Source organism: Halobacillus sp. A1, assembly GCF_024189295.1.
In the GTDB taxonomy this organism is placed as follows: Bacteria; Bacillota; Bacilli; order Bacillales; family Halobacillaceae; genus Halobacillus_A.
Genome location: NZ_JAIZEN010000009.1, coordinates 1 through 17,007 on the forward strand (window position 1 = coordinate 1; position 17,007 = coordinate 17,007).

Annotated in this window: 13 protein-coding genes and 1 riboswitch; of the genes, 2 read left to right on the plus strand and 11 right to left on the minus strand. The window is 42.7% G+C overall.

Going from position 1 to position 17,007, the window contains the following annotated elements:
* Window positions 1-178: 178 nt before the first annotated feature.
* The 10 genes from ilvA to LF817_RS10995 form a co-directional block, all read right to left on the minus strand.
* The gene (ilvA, locus tag LF817_RS10950; RefSeq protein ID WP_256558280.1) at window positions 179-1,231 is read right to left on the minus strand and encodes a threonine ammonia-lyase; all 1,053 of its coding nucleotides are present in this window, start codon (window positions 1,229-1,231) and stop codon (window positions 179-181) included.
* Window positions 1,188-1,775: a 3-isopropylmalate dehydratase small subunit gene (gene leuD / locus LF817_RS10955; protein ID WP_371925040.1), complete on the minus strand. Its 588-nt coding sequence runs from the start codon at window positions 1,773-1,775 to the stop codon at window positions 1,188-1,190. Before leuD ends, ilvA begins: the two co-directional genes overlap by 44 nt.
* A gap of 3 nt (window positions 1,776-1,778) precedes the next feature.
* Window positions 1,779-3,197, minus strand: a complete 1,419-nt coding sequence (leuC, locus tag LF817_RS10960) for a 3-isopropylmalate dehydratase large subunit (RefSeq protein WP_253935851.1) — start codon at window positions 3,195-3,197, stop codon at window positions 1,779-1,781.
* A gap of 18 nt (window positions 3,198-3,215) precedes the next feature.
* The gene (leuB, locus tag LF817_RS10965; RefSeq protein WP_253935852.1) at window positions 3,216-4,322 is read right to left on the minus strand and encodes a 3-isopropylmalate dehydrogenase; all 1,107 of its coding nucleotides are present in this window, start codon (window positions 4,320-4,322) and stop codon (window positions 3,216-3,218) included.
* A 12-nt stretch (window positions 4,323-4,334) separates the two neighbouring features.
* The gene (locus tag LF817_RS10970; RefSeq protein WP_253935854.1) at window positions 4,335-5,879 is read right to left on the minus strand and encodes a 2-isopropylmalate synthase; all 1,545 of its coding nucleotides are present in this window, start codon (window positions 5,877-5,879) and stop codon (window positions 4,335-4,337) included.
* On the minus strand, window positions 5,866-6,897 hold the full coding sequence (gene ilvC / locus LF817_RS10975; RefSeq protein ID WP_253935857.1) for a ketol-acid reductoisomerase: 1,032 nt from the start codon (window positions 6,895-6,897) through the stop codon (window positions 5,866-5,868). Before ilvC ends, LF817_RS10970 begins: the two co-directional genes overlap by 14 nt.
* Window positions 6,898-6,921: 24 nt before the next feature.
* Window positions 6,922-7,443: an acetolactate synthase small subunit gene (gene ilvN, locus LF817_RS10980; RefSeq protein ID WP_253935862.1), complete on the minus strand. Its 522-nt coding sequence runs from the start codon at window positions 7,441-7,443 to the stop codon at window positions 6,922-6,924.
* Complete coding sequence (ilvB, locus tag LF817_RS10985; RefSeq protein ID WP_253935863.1) at window positions 7,440-9,155, minus strand: biosynthetic-type acetolactate synthase large subunit; 1,716 nt, start codon at window positions 9,153-9,155, stop codon at window positions 7,440-7,442. Before ilvB ends, ilvN begins: the two co-directional genes overlap by 4 nt.
* A 362-nt stretch (window positions 9,156-9,517) precedes the next feature.
* Window positions 9,518-10,423 (minus strand): branched-chain-amino-acid transaminase, encoded by a 906-nt coding sequence (gene ilvE, locus LF817_RS10990; protein ID WP_253935864.1) that lies wholly within the window; start codon window positions 10,421-10,423, stop codon window positions 9,518-9,520.
* Between the two features lie 1,134 nt (window positions 10,424-11,557).
* Window positions 11,558-12,430, minus strand: a complete 873-nt coding sequence (locus LF817_RS10995; RefSeq protein ID WP_253935865.1) for an SMP-30/gluconolactonase/LRE family protein — start codon at window positions 12,428-12,430, stop codon at window positions 11,558-11,560.
* A 156-nt stretch (window positions 12,431-12,586) separates the two neighbouring features.
* Window positions 12,587-12,703: riboswitch (SAM riboswitch) on the plus strand.
* Window positions 12,704-12,786: 83 nt separating this feature from the next.
* Here LF817_RS10995 and LF817_RS11000 point away from each other — a divergent pair.
* Both LF817_RS11000 and metC read left to right on the plus strand, forming a co-directional pair.
* A complete protein-coding gene (locus tag LF817_RS11000) occupies window positions 12,787-13,911 on the plus strand; it encodes a methionine biosynthesis PLP-dependent protein (protein WP_253935866.1) in 1,125 nt (374 codons plus the stop codon).
* Complete coding sequence (gene metC, locus LF817_RS11005) at window positions 13,904-15,091, plus strand: cystathionine beta-lyase (RefSeq protein ID WP_253935867.1); 1,188 nt, start codon at window positions 13,904-13,906, stop codon at window positions 15,089-15,091. The genes LF817_RS11000 and metC overlap by 8 nt, the downstream gene beginning before the upstream one ends.
* 910 nt (window positions 15,092-16,001) lie before the next feature.
* Here metC and LF817_RS11010 read toward each other — a convergent pair.
* Entirely contained in the window at window positions 16,002-16,775 is a 774-nt protein-coding gene (locus tag LF817_RS11010) for an SDR family NAD(P)-dependent oxidoreductase (RefSeq protein WP_253935868.1), read from the minus strand.
* Window positions 16,776-17,007 lie beyond the last annotated feature (232 nt).

Below are 17,007 nucleotides of genomic sequence, written 5' to 3' on the forward strand. Positions count from 1 at the left end.
TATCGCCACAGTCGGCTTAGATGAATGGTGAAATCAATATCAGAATGGTTCAGGGATTTTAAAAAAAGTAATAAGATCCCCTTTATTTAGTGCGGCCTTAAAGCAGTATTTATTTTCAGGGTAGCCTCAAAAAAAAAACGCCGATCCCATTTGACCGGCGCCTTCAACTTCATCTTTCTTAAACCATGACCATTCTCTTTGTAGTAGCTAGCTGTTGAACGTGTGGTAATTTGGAAACATCCATGTTTCCGCCACTTACAACAACACCGCACTTCTTACCAGCCAAAGCAGGCTTTTGAGCTAAAACTGCTGCAAGAGCAGTTGCTCCTGCGCCCTCAACAAGTGTCTTCTCTCTCTCAAGAAGTTTCATAATGGAATCAGCAATTTGCTGTTCGTCGACTGTGACGATAGCATCCACATACTTACGGATATAATGGAACGTTTTTGTTCCATGCTGCTTAACAGCTATACCATCAGCAATCGTTGAAACAGAGTTCAATTTTTTTGGTCCACACTTATAATAAGAGTTGAACGTAGATGGTGCCCTTTCCGATTGAACACCTACTACTTTAATGTCAGGTTTCAGCTGCTTCGCCGCATAAGCGATGCCGGCAATTAATCCCCCTCCACCGATAGGTACGACAATCGTATCTAAATCGGGCTGTTCCTGAAGCATTTCAACAGCTACAGTAGCTTGGCCAGCCATCACGTCCACGTCATCAAAAGGATGGATAAAAGTGGCTCCACAGCGCTTTTGCTCTTCCATGGCTGCTGCATAGGCTTCCTGAAAAGATTCACCTGTAAGGACAGTTTTCGCTCCATAAGCTTGAGTTGCTTGCACTTTAGCTAGAGGAGTTGCCTCTGGCATAAAGATTTGGGCAGGAATGCCTCGTTTAGAAGCAGCTAAGGCTACTCCTTGTGCGTGATTTCCTGCAGAGGCAGCAATCACACCACATGCCGCTTCTTCTTCAGTCAGCTGGGAGACTTTGAAAGAAGCTCCTCTCACTTTAAATGCACCTGTCTTCTGCTGGTTCTCCATCTTCAAGTACACCTGCTGTCCCGTGCACTGATTGAATGTTTCAGAGGTTTTAAACGGTGTTTGATGCACCACATCGTTTAATTGTTCTTTGGCTTCAAAGACTTTAGCTAGCGTTAAGAAATCCCCAACGTCTTCACTCCTTGTTTTTTTATTTGGCTTTTTCTGTTTCATATTGATCAATGGCTTCAGCATAATTCAACGTCACAGATATTTCATCCCAGCCATTTAACAACATATCTTTATGATAAGGTTGAATATCAAATGCTGATACTAAACCATGATCACTTTTCACAAGTTGATTGACGAGATCTATGTCAATCATTACTTTTTCTTCTTTTGCCTGGTTTAGAAGATCATTCACTTCATGACGAGGCAGGACTATCGGTAAAATACCATTTTTAAAGCAATTATTATAAAAGATATCCGCAAAACTTGTGGCGATTACAACCTTGAAGCCATAATCCTGTATGGCCCAGGGGGCATGCTCACGTGATGAGCCGCAGCCAAAGTTCTCACCACCTACTAGAACCGTTGCTTCTTTATACATCGGATCATTCAGGGAGAAATCTTCACGAAGGGATCCATCGTCGTTAAATCTCCAATTGTAAAAAAGAAACTGACCAAATCCTTGACGTTCTATGCGTTTCAGGAACTGTTTTGGGATGATCTGGTCAGTATCTACATTTGAACGATCAAGCGGGTAAATTAACCCTTCGTGTTGTTTAATAGGCTCCATAGATTACCCTCCTACTTTCGCGCCAAATTTTCTGACGTCTACAAAAGTTCCTTCAATCGCTGCAGCAGCCGCCATTTCAGGGCTTACCAGATGTGTCCTTGCTCCATTTCCCTGGCGTCCTTCGAAGTTACGATTTGATGTGGAAGCACAGCGTTCTCCTGGAGGAACTATATCATCATTCATGGCCAGACACATGCTGCAGCCTGCGTCGCGCCACTCGAATCCAGCAGTTAGAAAAATTGTATCCAAACCTTCTGCTTCAGCTTGTTGTTTTACAGAATGTGATCCAGGAACTACAATTGCTGTAACGTCTTTGTGGACTTTACCGCCTTTTACAATTTCAGCTGCTTTTCTCAAATCACTGATACGTGAGTTCGTGCACGACCCTATAAAAACGTGTTCAATAGGGATGGATTGTATTTCCTGATTCGCTTCCAGTCCCATATAATCAAGCGCTCTCTGGATGCTGTCTTGTTCCTGAACATCGTCCAGTACCGATGGATCAGGCGTTTTAGCTCCTACAGGAACACATTGAGATGGATTCGTCCCCCATGTAACCTGGGGTTCCACTTTAGAAGCATTGATTTCTACGTGAGCGTCATATTCAGCTCCAGGATCCGTAGCCAATGCTTTCCACTCTTCAGCCGCAGCTTCAAATTCTTCACCCTTCGGTGCATGACGCTTTCCGCGCAAATATTCAACGGTTGTATCATCCGGGCTGATCAGACCAGCTCGTGCGCCTGCTTCAATTGACATGTTGCAGATTGTCATCCGTTCTTCCATGGAAAGTTTGCGGATGGCCTCTCCAGTATATTCCACAACATACCCAGTCCCAAACCGTACACCGAATTTAGCAATGATCGCCAATATCAAGTCTTTCGCAGTCACACCAGTACCAAGCTCTCCGTCAACTTTAACTTGCAGCGTTTTGGGAGTCGCCTGCCATAGAGATTGAGTTGCAAGTACATGCTCTACTTCACTCGTTCCTATCCCAAAAGCCAGGGCACCGAATGCGCCATGAGTAGACGTATGACTATCTCCGCATACAATCGTTTTACCAGGCTGGGTCAAACCGAGCTGCGGCCCGATAATATGCACAATTCCTTGATCAGGGTGATTAATATCTGCAAGAGGAATTCCAAACTCGTCACAATTTTGTTCTAAAGTATCCATTTGCTTTTTAGAGATTTGATCCTTGATGATATGACGATGACGTGTGGGAACATTATGATCCATTGTCGCGTACGTACGGTCTGGACGACGCACCTTCCTGTTTTTCATCCTCAGGCCTTCGAAGGCCTGAGGAGAAGTAACTTCGTGGACCAAGTGCAAATCAATATAAATCAGCTCTGGTTTTCCTTCTTCTTTATGAATGACATGCTGATCCCATATTTTTTCTACAATCGTTTTAGGTCGCCCCATTTCCGGTCTCTCCTTTCTCTATGCGTAACACCTCATGATGTCATCTGTCGTATCGTTTGAAGTCATCTGTTCAGAGACTTTTTCAGCTAATTCGCTTCCGCTCACTTGCGTTCCATCTTTCACCTTCAGATCCGCCGTATGATACTTGTCGTTTAACACAGACTGTACGGCAGATTCGATTTCATCTGCTTCTACACTCATATTAAATGAATGACGCAGCATCATCGCAGCGGACAAGATGGTTGCCAAAGGATTGGCTTTATTTTGCCCAGCAATATCTGGCGCAGAGCCATGAACTGGCTCATATAAACCTAATCCATCCTGGCGGATACTTGCTGAAGGAAGCATTCCTAGCGAGCCTGTCAAAACAGAAGCTTCATCACTTAAAATATCACCGAACATGTTTTCAGTAACGATTACATCAAAGTAGCCGGGATTAGTGACGAGTTTCATTGCTGCAGCATCCACCAGCATATGTTCAACTTCAACATCAGGATGCTCTTGTTTCTTCTCTTCAACAACTTCTCTCCACATTCTGCTGGACTCCAGCACATTCGCCTTATCTACAGATGTGAGTTTGTTTCTGCGAACTTTGGCGCTTTTGAATGATTGATCAACGATTCGCTCGATTTCACTGCGCGAATAGGCTAGCGTATCCACGACATCCTGGCCGTTGTTTCGGCGTTCACTAGGTTCTCCGAAATAGAGGCCGCCTGTTAACTCTCTTACAATAAGCAAATCACTATCGCCTACGACTTCCGGTTTTAGAGGTGAAGCATGAAGCAAAGCATCAAACCCTTTTACAGGACGAAGATTAGCGAATAACCCAAGCTGTTTACGGATTCCAAGCAAACCTTTCTCTGGCCGCATGTGTCCAGGGAGATCATCCCATTTCGGTCCGCCGACAGCACCTAGCAATATTCCGTCTGCTTTTCTACAAGCTGCCACCGTATCTTCTGGGAGAGGGGTGCCTTGGTTATCAATGGCTGCCCCGCCAATTTCATGAGTTTCAAATGTAAAATTATGGCCGAATTTTGCGGCTACGGTCTCTAGAACACCTTTAGCCGCTTTTGTTACTTCAGGACCGATGCCATCACCAGGCAATATTACGATATGTTTTTCCATACCTTTCCCCTCCTATAGTTGGACTTCTTTCACATGGGTCGTTTGACTTAAATGAAGTGTGCGGTTGACTGCGTTTAAAAATGCGTGAGCTGAGGCTTCAAGAACGTCTTGAGCAGAGCCGCGTCCTGACGCTTTTTTACCATTCACTGTCAATTGAACGTATACCTCAGCTAAAGCATCTCTGCCTTTTCCGATTGAACTCAATTGATAATCTTGTAAATGGACTTCTTCATCCAGCAAATCATCTAACGTATTGTAGATCGCCTCTACACTTCCTTCGCCCGTTCCAGCTTTTTCTGCTTCTTTTCCATCAGGACGAGTCAGCAAGATAGTAGCTGTGGGACGATTGACACTTCCATATTGCACTTGAAAAGCTTTTAGTTCATATTTAGGAACATCTTCATTCTCTGTTTGTTTATCTGTAAGAATAGCGAACAAATCTTCATCCGTTACTTCTTTTTTCTTACCGGTTAAGTCTTTAAAAGAACTGAAGGCCTCTTTTAATTTAGCTTCCGATAATTCGAACCCGAATGATTCCGCTTTTTGCTTGAAAGCGTGCCGGCCTGAATGTTTACCTAGCACGAGATTATTGGATTCGATTCCTACCATATTCGGTGTGATGATTTCATACGTGGTAGCCTCTTTAAGAACACCGTCCTGGTGAATTCCTGATTCATGGGCAAAGGCGTTTCGTCCTACTACCGCCTTGTTTCCTGGCACCTGCATACCTGTAAGCTTGCTCACAAGATCACTTGTACGCTTGATTTCTTTAAGCACCAGACCTGTTTGGAAATCATATCGATCTTTACGAATTTCCAGAGCGACTGAAATTTCTTCCAATGCTGCATTACCAGCACGTTCACCGATGCCATTAATAGTACCTTCAATCTGGCCTGCACCTGCTTCAATTGCTGAAAGAGAGTTACTTACTGCCATCCCGAGGTCATCATGGCAGTGAGCTGAAAATATGACACCTTCTGAATTACGGACATTCTCCCGTACATGTTTGAAAAGTTTTGCATATTCATCAGGAGTCGTATAACCTACCGTATCAGGAAGGTTGATAACATCTGCACCTGCTTCAATTACTTTTTCAATAATATGAACGAGGAAGTCGTAATCAGAACGAGTCGCGTCCTCGGCTGACCACTGCACGTGTGGGAACCTCTGCTTAGCATAAGCTACGGATTCCACTGCCGTTTCAACAACTTCTTCGGGAGTTTTTTTCAGCTTGTGCGTCATGTGGATAGGGGAAGTAGCCAAAAAGATGTGAATTCTTGGCTCTGCTCCTCCTTTTAGAGCTTCCCAAGCTGAGTCGATATCGCTCTTGAACGAACGTGCCAACCCAGTCACTGAACAGTTACGGACCGTATCTGCGATTTCTTTTACTGCATTGAAATCTTCTTGGGAGGAAGCAGGAAAGCCTGCTTCCATGATATCCACACCAAAACGCTCTAATTGTTTAGCAATCTCAATTTTTTCAAGACGATTCAAGTTTACGCCAGCTGACTGTTCGCCGTCTCTAAGGGTGGTGTCAAATACATTAACGCGAGCCATGGGAGACCACATCCTTTTCTTTTGATTGAGATTTCTTAACAAAAGGCATTAATTCGCGTAATTCTTTCCCCACCTTCTCAATTTGATGATTGTTTTCCAGAGCATTTGTCGCGTTGAATTCAGGACGGTTCACTTGGTTTTCAATGATCCAGCCTTTAGCGAATTTACCAGTTTGGATATCAGATAGTACATCTTTCATACGAGCTTTAGTATCTTCATTGATGACGCGCGGTCCGGATACGAAATCACCCCATTGTGCTGTATCGGAGATAGAATAACGCATACCTTCAAGTCCGCCTTCGTACATCAGATCTACGATCAATTTCAGTTCGTGCATACATTCGAAGTAAGCAACTTCCGGCTGATATCCAGCTTCGGTAAGTGTTTCAAATCCTGCTTTTACAAGGCTTGAAAGCCCGCCGCAAAGTACAGCCTGCTCTCCGAATAGATCCGTTTCTGTTTCTTCCTGGAAAGACGTTTCAAGAACTCCTGCGCGTCCTCCTCCGATTCCTTTAGCATAAGCTAGAGCTACTTCACGAGCTTCGCCAGTTACATCCTGCTCAACTCCGAATAGAGCGGGAACGCCTGCACCCTCTTCAAATGTACGACGTACAAGGTGACCTGGACCTTTAGGAGCAACAAGGAACACGTCGACGTTGCTTGGAGGTACAACCTGGTTAAAATGCACGTTAAACCCGTGAGCGAAAGCTAAAGCAGCGCCATCCTTCAGATTCGGTTTGATTTCCTCTTCGAAAACTTTAGGCTGATGTTCGTCTGGAAGAAGAACCATCACTACATCAGATTCTGCAACAGCGTCCGCCACACTTTTAACTTCAAGCCCGTCTTCTTCAGCTTTATCCCAGGACTTCCCTTTTCTTAGTCCTACCACGACATTATAGCCGCTTTCCTTCAAGTTCTGTGCGTGCGCGTGGCCCTGTGAACCGTAACCTACAACTGAAACTTTCTTGTTTTTTAGTACCTCATCTTGGATATCATTGTGATAATAAACTTTAGCCATTATAATCTTCCTTTCAAATGTGAGTTATTTTAGTAATGAATATGATTTGATTTCTGCTACTTGAGGTTGGTGCCCTCTTGTGAAGGCAGTTAACCCCGTCCTTGCAAGTTCTTTGATTCCATAAGGTCTTAGAAGATCGATCAAAGCATCAACTTTGTCTGAATTTCCAGTAACTTGAACCGTCATGCTTTCACGGCTTACATCAATTACAGTTGCCCTGAACGGTTCAATAATGCTTTGGATCTCGCTGCGTATTTGTGGGTTGCTGATAACTTTCACCATTGCCAGCTCTCTAGCTACAATCGCTTTATCAGTAATATCGGAAACTTTCAATACGTCAATCTGTTTATTGAGCTGTTTCGTCAGCTGTTCCAACTTCCGTTCATCTTCAACTTCCACGACGAACGTCATTTTTGATACACCTTCCGTCTCTGTTCTCCCAACGGAAATACTTTCGATATTAAACTGCCGCTTCGACAGCAGGCCCGTCACCCGGTTCAAAACACCACTCCGGTTGTGAACGATAGCTGTTACAATTCGTTTCATCGTGTCACCCCTATCATTTCATGAAGTCCTTTGCCGGGAGCAATCATCGGATAAACATTTTCCATTTGCATGACACGGCAATCTATTACGGCTGGGTTCGGATCATTCAAGACGTCAGGCAGAACTTTTTCCAAGTCCTCCTTCGTTTCCAGCTTATAGCCAGGAATCTCATAGCTTTCTGCCAGCTTAACGAAATCAGGCTGCGATTGGGCGAGTGAATGGGAATAACGTCCCTCGTAAAATTTCTCCTGCCATTGCCTTACCATACCTAGTGCTTGATTATTAACAATGACGATTTTCACTGGGATTTTCCTTTCTTGTAAAAGAGACAGTTCCTGCATCGTCATTTGGAATCCACCATCTCCTACGACCGCTACCACGCTTGCTTCTGGCTCAGCTAATTGGGCACCGATAGCGGCAGGAAAACCAAAGCCCATCGTACCTAAACCACCTGAAGTAACCCATTTGTTAGGCTGATGGAAACTGTAGTACTGAGCCGCCCACATTTGGTGCTGCCCTACGTCAGTAGTTACGATTGACTTTCCCTGAGTATAAGCATGAATTTTTTTCATTAACCATTGCGGGGATATCTTATCCTCGTAATCATCATGCCAAAGCGGATACTCACTCTTATTAGAACTCGTTTTTTCTATCCAGTCTTTATGATCCAACTGAGATACAGTTCGATTATTCAGTGCTTGAAGCGCTGCTTTTGCATCCGATACGATCGGAAGGGAAGTCGGAACGTTTTTACCGATTTCCGCAGGGTCGATATCGATGTGAGCCACTTTCGCATGAGGTGCAAAGTGCTCCAGGTTACCCGTCAAACGATCATCGAACCGCGCTCCGATATTAATTAATAGGTCACATTCGTAAAGTGCCATGTTCGCGGAATACGTTCCATGCATACCGCCCATTCCTAGAGATAGTTTGTCACTTCCTGAGAAACCACCCAGACCGAGCAGCGTAGTAACTACCGGAATATTATAATTTTTAGCGAAACTTGCCAAATCTTCCGAACCTTTCGAATGAATGACTCCCGCTCCAGACAATATAACTGGTTTCTTCGACTGCAGAATAGCTTCATGCAGTTTATTAATCTGTATTGGATTCGGGCGAACATTCGGCTGGTATCCAGGCAAGTGGAAAGTAGAATCTACTTCTGCCTCATGAACGGTGGACGAAATATCTTTTGGAATATCTACAACTACTGGACCAGGTCTTCCTGTCGTAGCTATATGAAAAGCTTCCTTCACAACTCGGGGCAGCTCTTCAATCTGTTGCACTTGGTAATTATGCTTGGTGATTGGAGTAGTAATCCCCATCACATCTGATTCCTGAAAAGCATCAGTACCAATTACTCCTTTAGCCACCTGACCTGTAAAAATAACGACCGGCAGGGAATCCATCATCGCATCGGCAATGCCTGTAATTAAATTTGTAGCTCCAGGCCCTGATGTACCGATGACCACGCCAGGGCGACCAGAAACTCTCGCGTAACCTTCCGCTGCATGAATAGCACCTTGCTCGTGACGCGGCAATACATGGTCAAAGGATCCCTCAGCACGATAGATTGCGTCATAAATCGGGAGAACCGCTCCTCCTGGGTATCCGAATAAAGTATCAACACCCTGTTCAATCAATGAATCTACCAACAAATCTGCACCTGTACGAGGTGCTGAATTCACCTTTCGAGTTGCTTCAGCCTTCATTTTTTAATCCCTCCTATGTTTCACTTAAATATAAAAAGACCTTTTCGTCCTCAATTCCTCTACAAAAAAGACACTTGTAGAAAGAAAGGAGGGGCGAAAAGGTCTTGGATCTTCCACGGTACCACCCTCATTTACGTACATTTCGTACGCCTCTTGGAGCTCTATAAAATCAAGCTCACGTTTTGATAACAGGTGCTTTGGTACACCTGATCCCACCTACTAGCTATCGCGTTCAGTCGGGACACTCAAGGATGATGTCGGAAATAAGCGGCAATTCCGGGCTTCCAGCAACCCCGGCTCTCTGTAAAAGCCTGATCTTATTCCTTTATTCCTGTCTTCGAGTTAATTTTATGAAATTATAATTAGCTTACCTGCGCTTTTTCTTTAGATGGATAGACTTGATGTCCATCGGTCGTCGTTACTTTTCTGAATTCTGATAATAGGTGGTTAGTTACAGCTCCAGGTGATCCGTCTCCAACTTTACGTTGATCCACTTCTACTACAGCGATAACTTCTGCTGCTGTACCTGTTAAAAATACTTCATCAGCTACATACACATCATGTCTTGTGAATGGTTCCTGTTTCACCTTATAGCCATGCTCCTCTGCAAGGTCAATAATTGCATTTCGCGTGATTCCTTCAAGAGCACCTAAATAAACAGGCGGTGTATAAATTGTTCCGTTTTTCACAATAAAAATATTGTCTGCTGATCCTTCTGTCACATATCCTTGATCATTTAACATAAGTGCCTCATCTACGCCTGCTTGATTTGCTTCCATTTTCACTAAAATATTATTTAAATAGTTTAAGGATTTAACTTGAGGTGGTAATACATCCGGCCGGTTTCTTCTGCTTGATACAGATGCAAGTCGGACACCACGTTCATATAATTCTTTAGGAAATAAAGCAAGTGCTTCAGCAATGACAACCACTCGAGGATTTGAACAGCTCGCTGGGTCAAGACCAAGATTTCCGGTCCCTCTCGAGACGACAACCCTGATGTAGGCTGTTTCCAGCTTATTTTTGCGGACAGTCTCTGCAATAATCTGCTCCAATTCCTCCTTTTCGTATGGAATGTGAAGCATGATTGATTTCGCTGAATCAAAGAGGCGTTTCAAATGTTCGTCTAATTTGTAGATGTTGCCTTCGTAAACACGAATGCCTTCGAACACACCATCTCCATAAAGGAAACCATGGTCATAGACGCTTACAACAGCCTCATTTTTATCAACGTATTCCCCGCTTAAATAAATCCACTGGTTGCTCATTAAAAGCACTCCTTTCTTTTTAGATTTGTCTAATATACATATTAAAGTTTGGGTGACCCGGTGCAGGCATGCACTCCTGCACCAAAGGGTCAAAAGGTCGATCTTTCCACATGAATCAACTTGCGCGGCCATTGGTTTTTGGGATGCGTTATAGTTGATTGAGGACTACTTTAAACCCATTCCGGAAAAAGGTCAACAGGTTTTCAATAAGTTTTCTGACTAATTAGATTATTGAATAAACTTAGAAAGCGTTTTCATGCAGGCTACACTTGTTCTCACACCCTTTTTACAAAATTTCTTTTTTTCTTTTTTATCTGAAAACTGAAGGCCTAATGTTGTAATAATGCTTATTTTCACCTTTTATAAGAGTATTTCACCTCCTGGAGATTACCCTGTAACAATTCTTTGTTTAATAGGATGAATAAATAAAGGTCGAACAATCTGTCTATTATAACTAGCGCTTCAGGTACTATTTAAGATATATTAAATAATTCTATTGATAAGAACAATCATACACCTGCAAAATATTGCACAGTTAAGGATTTAAGTGTTACTTTTTTATAATCCCTCTATAGATTCGTTACAAAATAGGTGAATTCACCAAAGACTATCTAATAGATCCTCTATAATAAATAGGGTGTGATTCGCATAAATAATCATCAGCAGTGGATGAATCATGATCAGCTTATCAATCTTCTCTAATTTTTTAAAAAAACCAGAAATAGCTGAAGCAGGTATATTCACAGATATGCTATTGATTAAATGGTAATATATTTTTGTTATATTAATAAGGAAGAAAGTGATATTTATATAGAAGAAAAGCATACTTATTCACAAGTAATGAAATTCAATTTTATATATATATTTCCATAAAATCCCCAATACACATATGTGCAAAAATATGCAAATAAAAAGATGCTTGAATCCACTCGGATTCAAGCATCTTTCAAATATATAAATTCCTCAGCAAGTTTACACTATGATTGTAAGCATCGTATGAGCAGACCGCAGACCTTTAAACTTCACAGTTCACTACTGAAGGGTATGATAAAAATATAATTCAGTCGAAATGGCCTCATTTTTAATTCTAAACCAAATTTCTTTCTCCTTTTCATGTTTTGCAGCTAAACTTATTCATCCTTTAAACCTGTAACAAGGACTTCCCTTGATTCCTGTTTTCACTTTAAAAACTCCTCCTGCCTGAGGGTATTCTTCTAAATCCTCTTCTGACATCCCTTTCCTGGCTGTCGTAACGTATAATTCGTCTAAATTCTCTCCTCCAAATGTGCACGAAGTGACGTTAACTGCTGGAATTTCGATAAAATCAAGCTGTTCACCTGTATGAGGGTTCCAACGGGATACTCCATGGCCGGCAAAATGTGCAATCCACAACATACCTTCCTCATCGATCGTCATACCATCCGGATGACCGATTCCTTCAGGGAACTGAACCGCTACTTCTGGATTTGTAATTTTACCTGTATTTATCTCATATTCATATTGAAAAACTTTCCCTGTCGGAGTGTCTATAAAATACATAAAACGTTGATCAGGAGACCAAGCTAACCCATTTGAAATTCCCACATTATCAATTTTTTTCTCTACTTTTAAATCTTTTTGAAGACAATACAGGGCCCCTGTCGTGGATTCCTCCGCCAAATCCATCGTTCCTGCCCAGAAGCGTCCGGCTGGATCGCATTTTCCATCGTTGAACCTATTCATAGGGAGGTGATTCTCTGGATCGGCAATTGGTTGCAGCGATTCTTTTTCCCAATCAAGATAGTAGAAGCCTTTCTGCAAGGCGACAACTAATCCTCCCTGCTCCCGGGGTGCAACCGCTCCTACGTAGCTGTCGAGCTGAATATATTCAATTTCTCTTGTTTCTGGAACGTACTTTCCGATCTTCTTTTCCAAAATATCGACCCAGTACAATACATCTTCATGGCGATCCCAGCATGGACCTTCTCCTAAAGTCGCTTGACTATTTACAACTAATTCAACATACATATGTAAAAAACTCCTTTAATCAGTTATTTAACTCCATTCTAGATAAAAGCGTCTAAACCCTTTTCAATTTAAAATAAAATTTAATTCCTTTTATGCCCTTGTCAAAACATTTCCAGTAGTGTACATTAGGATGAAAGAATTTTATAAATATTAAATCTCTTATCAAGAGAGGCAGAGGGACTGGCCCGTCGAAGCCTCAGCAACCACTGGTTCAACCAGTAAGGTGCTAACTCCAGCAAACCGAATGATCGAATGTGGTTTGGAAGATAAGAAGAAGAGCTAAAAAAGCGCAAAAGTCTTCTTCTTATGAGGGAGACTTTTTTTGATATCAAAATTTGTTTTAAAGGGGAATCCTAATGACTTTTAAAAAAACCGAAACTCAATTAGTTCATACAGGGAAGAATAACGGAGATGCAGCTGGATCAATCAACGCTCCTCTCCATTTTTCAACGGCTTATCAACATCCCGGGATTGGAGAATCCACCGGGTTTGATTACACGAGAACTGGAAATCCTACTCGCACTTTGCTGGAACAATCTTTAACAGAACTAGAACAAGGAAAAGCTGCTTTTGCTTTTAGTTCTGGAATGGCAGCTATTCAAGCGGCTCTCTCCATTTTTAAAACGGGAGACGAAATTGTAGTTTCCGAGGATTTATATGGTGGGAGTTACCGCTTATTCGAGTATTTGACCGACCATTACGGAATCACCTTCAAATATTGTGACAGCCAAAAACTTGATGACCTTGAAAACTACATAACAGAGCAAACTCGAGCTATTTACATTGAATCGCCAACCAACCCACTAATGTATACGGCTGATCTTAAAGCCATTTCAAAGATAGCTAAAAAACATGGGGCTTACTTCATTGTGGATAATACCTTATATACCCCTCTTCTCCAGCAGCCACTGGAAGAAGGAGCTGACATCGTCATTCATAGTGCCACTAAATATTTAGGAGGTCACAATGACGTCCTGGCAGGGGCTCTGGTAGCAAAAGATGAGCGCCTATGTGAAAAATTAGGCTACTTTCAGAATACAGCTGGAGCGGTACTCTCTCCGTTCGACTCCTGGCTATTGATGCGAGGAATGAAAACACTAGCTTTACGAATGGAAAAACATGAACAGAATGCCAAAGAGCTTGCTCATTATTTACAAAATCATGAAGCGGTAACAGACGTATTCTACCCAGGACGCGGTGGCATGTTGTCCTTCCGATTACAGTCTGAGTACTGCGTCGACCCTTTCTTGAGGCAATTAAGCGTAATTACGTTTGCTGAAAGCCTCGGTGGCGTAGAAAGTTTCATTACGTATCCAAGTACCCAGACTCACGCGGACATCCCAGAGGAAACTCGAAACCGTTACGGAGTTTGTAACCGTTTGTTAAGGTTCTCTGTAGGTATCGAACACATTGAAGATTTAAAGCAGGATTTAGAACAATCACTCGCTTATTTAAAAAAGGAGGAGATTTATCATGACTGAGTCCCATACATTTCAAACACGGCTGCTTCATAACAAGCACAAGTTTGATTCACAAACTGGTGCAGTGAGTGTGCCTATTCAACAAGCATCAACTTTTCACCAGGCTGATTTCGATAACCCAGGCATTTACGATTACAGCCGGTCGGGAAACCCTACTAGAGATGCTTTAGAAGAAACTATTGCTGGTCTTGAAGGTGGTTCCCGTGGTTTCGCATTCGCTTCTGGTATGGCTGCGATTTCTACCTCGTTCATGCTATTATCCAAAGGAGATCACGTCGTTATTTCCGAAGATGTGTACGGGGGGACTTTTCGGATGATTCATGATGTTCTGTACAGATTCGGCATAGATCATACATTCGTCGATATGACAGATCTTCATGAAGTTGCTACTGCTATTCAGCCTAATACAAAAGTGTTGTATATCGAAACTCCATCAAACCCGCTCCTCAATATTACGGATATCCAGGCGGTAAGTAAACTGGCAAAAGCCAACGACTGCCTCACTTTTGTAGACAACACGTTTATGACACCCGCTTTACAACGTCCACTTGAATTAGGTGCTGACCTCGTTCTGCACAGTGCAACGAAGTTCATTGCGGGACACAGTGATGTTGTGGCAGGATTAGCAGTTACAAATCACCCTGAACTTTCTGATCAGCTATCATTTCTACAAAACTCGTTTGGTTCAATTTTAGGTGCTCATGATTGCTGGCTTGTGCTGCGAGGCTTAAAAACATTGGACTGCCGTTTGAAACAATCATCCGAATCTGCCTATAAGGTAGCCACGTACCTGCACGGACACCCACAGGTTGAGGAAGTTTATTATCCTGGTTTCAGCTCTCATCCAGGTGCATCAACACACGCTTACCAATCAAAAGGAGCGGGAGCTGTTTTATCTTTCCGATTAAAGGATGAAGCAGAAGTACGTTCGTTCAGTCAAAAAATTGAGCTTCCAGTCTTTGCAGTCAGCCTTGGAGCTGTAGAATCCATCCTTTCTTACCCTGCAAAAATGTCACACGCCGCTATGCCGGAAGAAGAGAGACTGAAGCGCGGAATTACAGATGGATTACTGAGGCTGTCGGTCGGATTAGAAAATCCGGACGATTTAATCAAGGATTTTGAAACAGGTTTAGCTTACGTGAAAGCAAGAAACAATTTATCAAGTGTCCAATCGGGTTGAAATGTAAATAGCCGCTGAATGCGGCTATTTTATTTTTAGGTTGTGTTAAATTTACATTTAGATATTCATATAAGCTTCCTATAGTGGAAGACTTAGTTTCGAGATATTCGAGCTGTTTCCGTTATGATTGACAGCGTTTGAAGGGCCGGGAAATCACTCGCTTTCCATGGGCGTACGGTGAGCTTCCTCGGGCTAGCGCCCTCGAGGATCTCACCATGTACTGTGCTCCCAGCTCTTACACGTAAATTAGTCTAGAGCCTTAAATCAGTCCATAAATCTTATGGGGGACTATCCAGCTCCAGCGCTTAGCGGCTATTGAGACTTCCTTCACTTCTGTACGATAAGTCAACATCGAATCACTCCGTTCTTCGTGTTTCCTTTATCTCCGTCAGCTCAGTCCAGTCCATACGCCGCTGAACGAAGCGCTTCCGCTTTTACAAAAGGAGTCTCGCAATTTCCCGGCCCTTCTTGCTTTTGTGAGGATAACGGAAACATCGTGTGCGCTGCTTCACATAATCAATAACGTCTTTGAATATAACCAGTGAGACTTTTGTATGCAAAGGAGCTTGATATTACCTTAAAGTGCAGAGGATCTTAGAACTAAAAATGCTATACCTAGATCACTGGAGTTTGATGCTCCTATTATTATCAAAGTCTTATTCAAATCATTTCGAGAAGCACATCTTTAGGGAGGGGCGGCGGGGAATGGGGAGACTCCTGTGGGAAGAGAGTGCTTGGTGAGATCCCGCAGGACGGGACGTCCGAGGAAGCTCACCGCGCTCCCACGGAAAGCGAGTCATTCCCCGCCGCCCTGCTCCACTCACCCAATGTCTCGAATTCAAGTCTTCAAGTATCCTGCCATATAGTTGAATAACTTTTTTAAAAAAATCAAAAACAACATAGCTAGTCATTAGTTCATCGTCATTCCGCCCGTTACATTCACACTTTCTCCAGTAATATAGTCAGAACCTGAACTTGCAAGAAACAGAACAGCGTGGGCGACATCTTCCGGAGTAGCTGTTCGTCCTAGAGGGACTTGAGAATGATCTTCTGCTTCTACATCCAAAGCACTTAACCCCCTAAGTGCTCCCCCTCTTTTCCTTTCATTTCTCTTCATATCCGTCTCCACGATTCCAGGACATACTGCATTCACGTTAATTTGGTAATCAGCCAGTTCCAGTGCCAGGACTTTCGTAAGACCTAGAACCGCGTGCTTGGAAGCTGAATAACTACCTAAATATTTATATCCATTCTTACCTGCTTGTGATGAAATATTGATGATTTTTCCATCCCCTCCCTGATCAATCATTTGCTTCGCCCCATATTTGCAACACAAATAAACTCCTTTAGCATTAACGTTAAAAGTTTGGTCCCAGTCCTCTTCTTTCGAATTAACGACCGTGTCCATTGTAGAAATGCCTGCATTATTTACTATAATGTCTAAACGCTCATGATCATGAACAATCCCTTCAATAACCGATTGAACTTGTTCAGAAGATCGAACGTCTGCTTTTTTGGCACTCACTCTCCCACCAATCTCTTTTGCCGCTTCCTGGGAATTTTCCAATTGATAGTCAGCGATTACAACAATTGCCCCGTTCAAAGCCAACAGTTCCACAATCGCTCGTCCAATTCCCTGGCCGCCTCCTGTTACCATAGCAACCTTTCCGTCCAATTTCCCCATTATTTCAACCTTCCTTTTATATATTTTTAACAGAATAGCCTTTCTTCAAAATAAGATCAGCCGCTTCATTTATCCTGTACTATTATTAAAAAGCCGCGCAACTATTAAAGTTTGCACGGCTCACTAAGAATTCCTTCTTATTTTTAATAGTTCCCTCCAGGGGCACCATTGTAAACTTGGGAAATTTAATATGAAGAAAGCTTATTCTCACAACATACTCAGCATTTTAGAT

Excerpts from the sequence above, each read along its gene's own strand:
- ilvB (WP_253935863.1), bottom strand. The coding sequence starts at position 9,155 with ATGAAGGCTGAAGCAACTCGAAAGGTGAATTCAGCACCTCGTACAGGT.
- LF817_RS10995 (WP_253935865.1), bottom strand. The coding sequence starts at position 12,430 with ATGTATGTTGAATTAGTTGTAAATAGTCAAGCGACTTTAGGAGAAGGT.
- leuB (WP_253935852.1), bottom strand. The coding sequence starts at position 4,322 with ATGGAAAAACATATCGTAATATTGCCTGGTGATGGCATCGGTCCTGAA.
- ilvE (WP_253935864.1), bottom strand. The coding sequence starts at position 10,423 with ATGAGCAACCAGTGGATTTATTTAAGCGGGGAATACGTTGATAAAAAT.
- LF817_RS10970 (WP_253935854.1), bottom strand. The coding sequence starts at position 5,879 with ATGGCTCGCGTTAATGTATTTGACACCACCCTTAGAGACGGCGAACAG.
- ilvN (WP_253935862.1), bottom strand. The coding sequence starts at position 7,443 with ATGAAACGAATTGTAACAGCTATCGTTCACAACCGGAGTGGTGTTTTG.
- ilvA (WP_256558280.1), bottom strand. The coding sequence starts at position 1,231 with ATGCTGAAGCCATTGATCAATATGAAACAGAAAAAGCCAAATAAAAAA.
- leuC (WP_253935851.1), bottom strand. The coding sequence starts at position 3,197 with ATGGGGCGACCTAAAACGATTGTAGAAAAAATATGGGATCAGCATGTC.
- metC (WP_253935867.1), top strand. The coding sequence starts at position 13,904 with ATGACTGAGTCCCATACATTTCAAACACGGCTGCTTCATAACAAGCAC.
- LF817_RS11000 (WP_253935866.1), top strand. The coding sequence starts at position 12,787 with ATGACTTTTAAAAAAACCGAAACTCAATTAGTTCATACAGGGAAGAAT.
- LF817_RS11010 (WP_253935868.1), bottom strand. The coding sequence starts at position 16,775 with ATGGGGAAATTGGACGGAAAGGTTGCTATGGTAACAGGAGGCGGCCAG.
- leuD (WP_371925040.1), bottom strand. The coding sequence starts at position 1,775 with ATGGAGCCTATTAAACAACACGAAGGGTTAATTTACCCGCTTGATCGT.
- ilvC (WP_253935857.1), bottom strand. The coding sequence starts at position 6,897 with ATGGCTAAAGTTTATTATCACAATGATATCCAAGATGAGGTACTAAAA.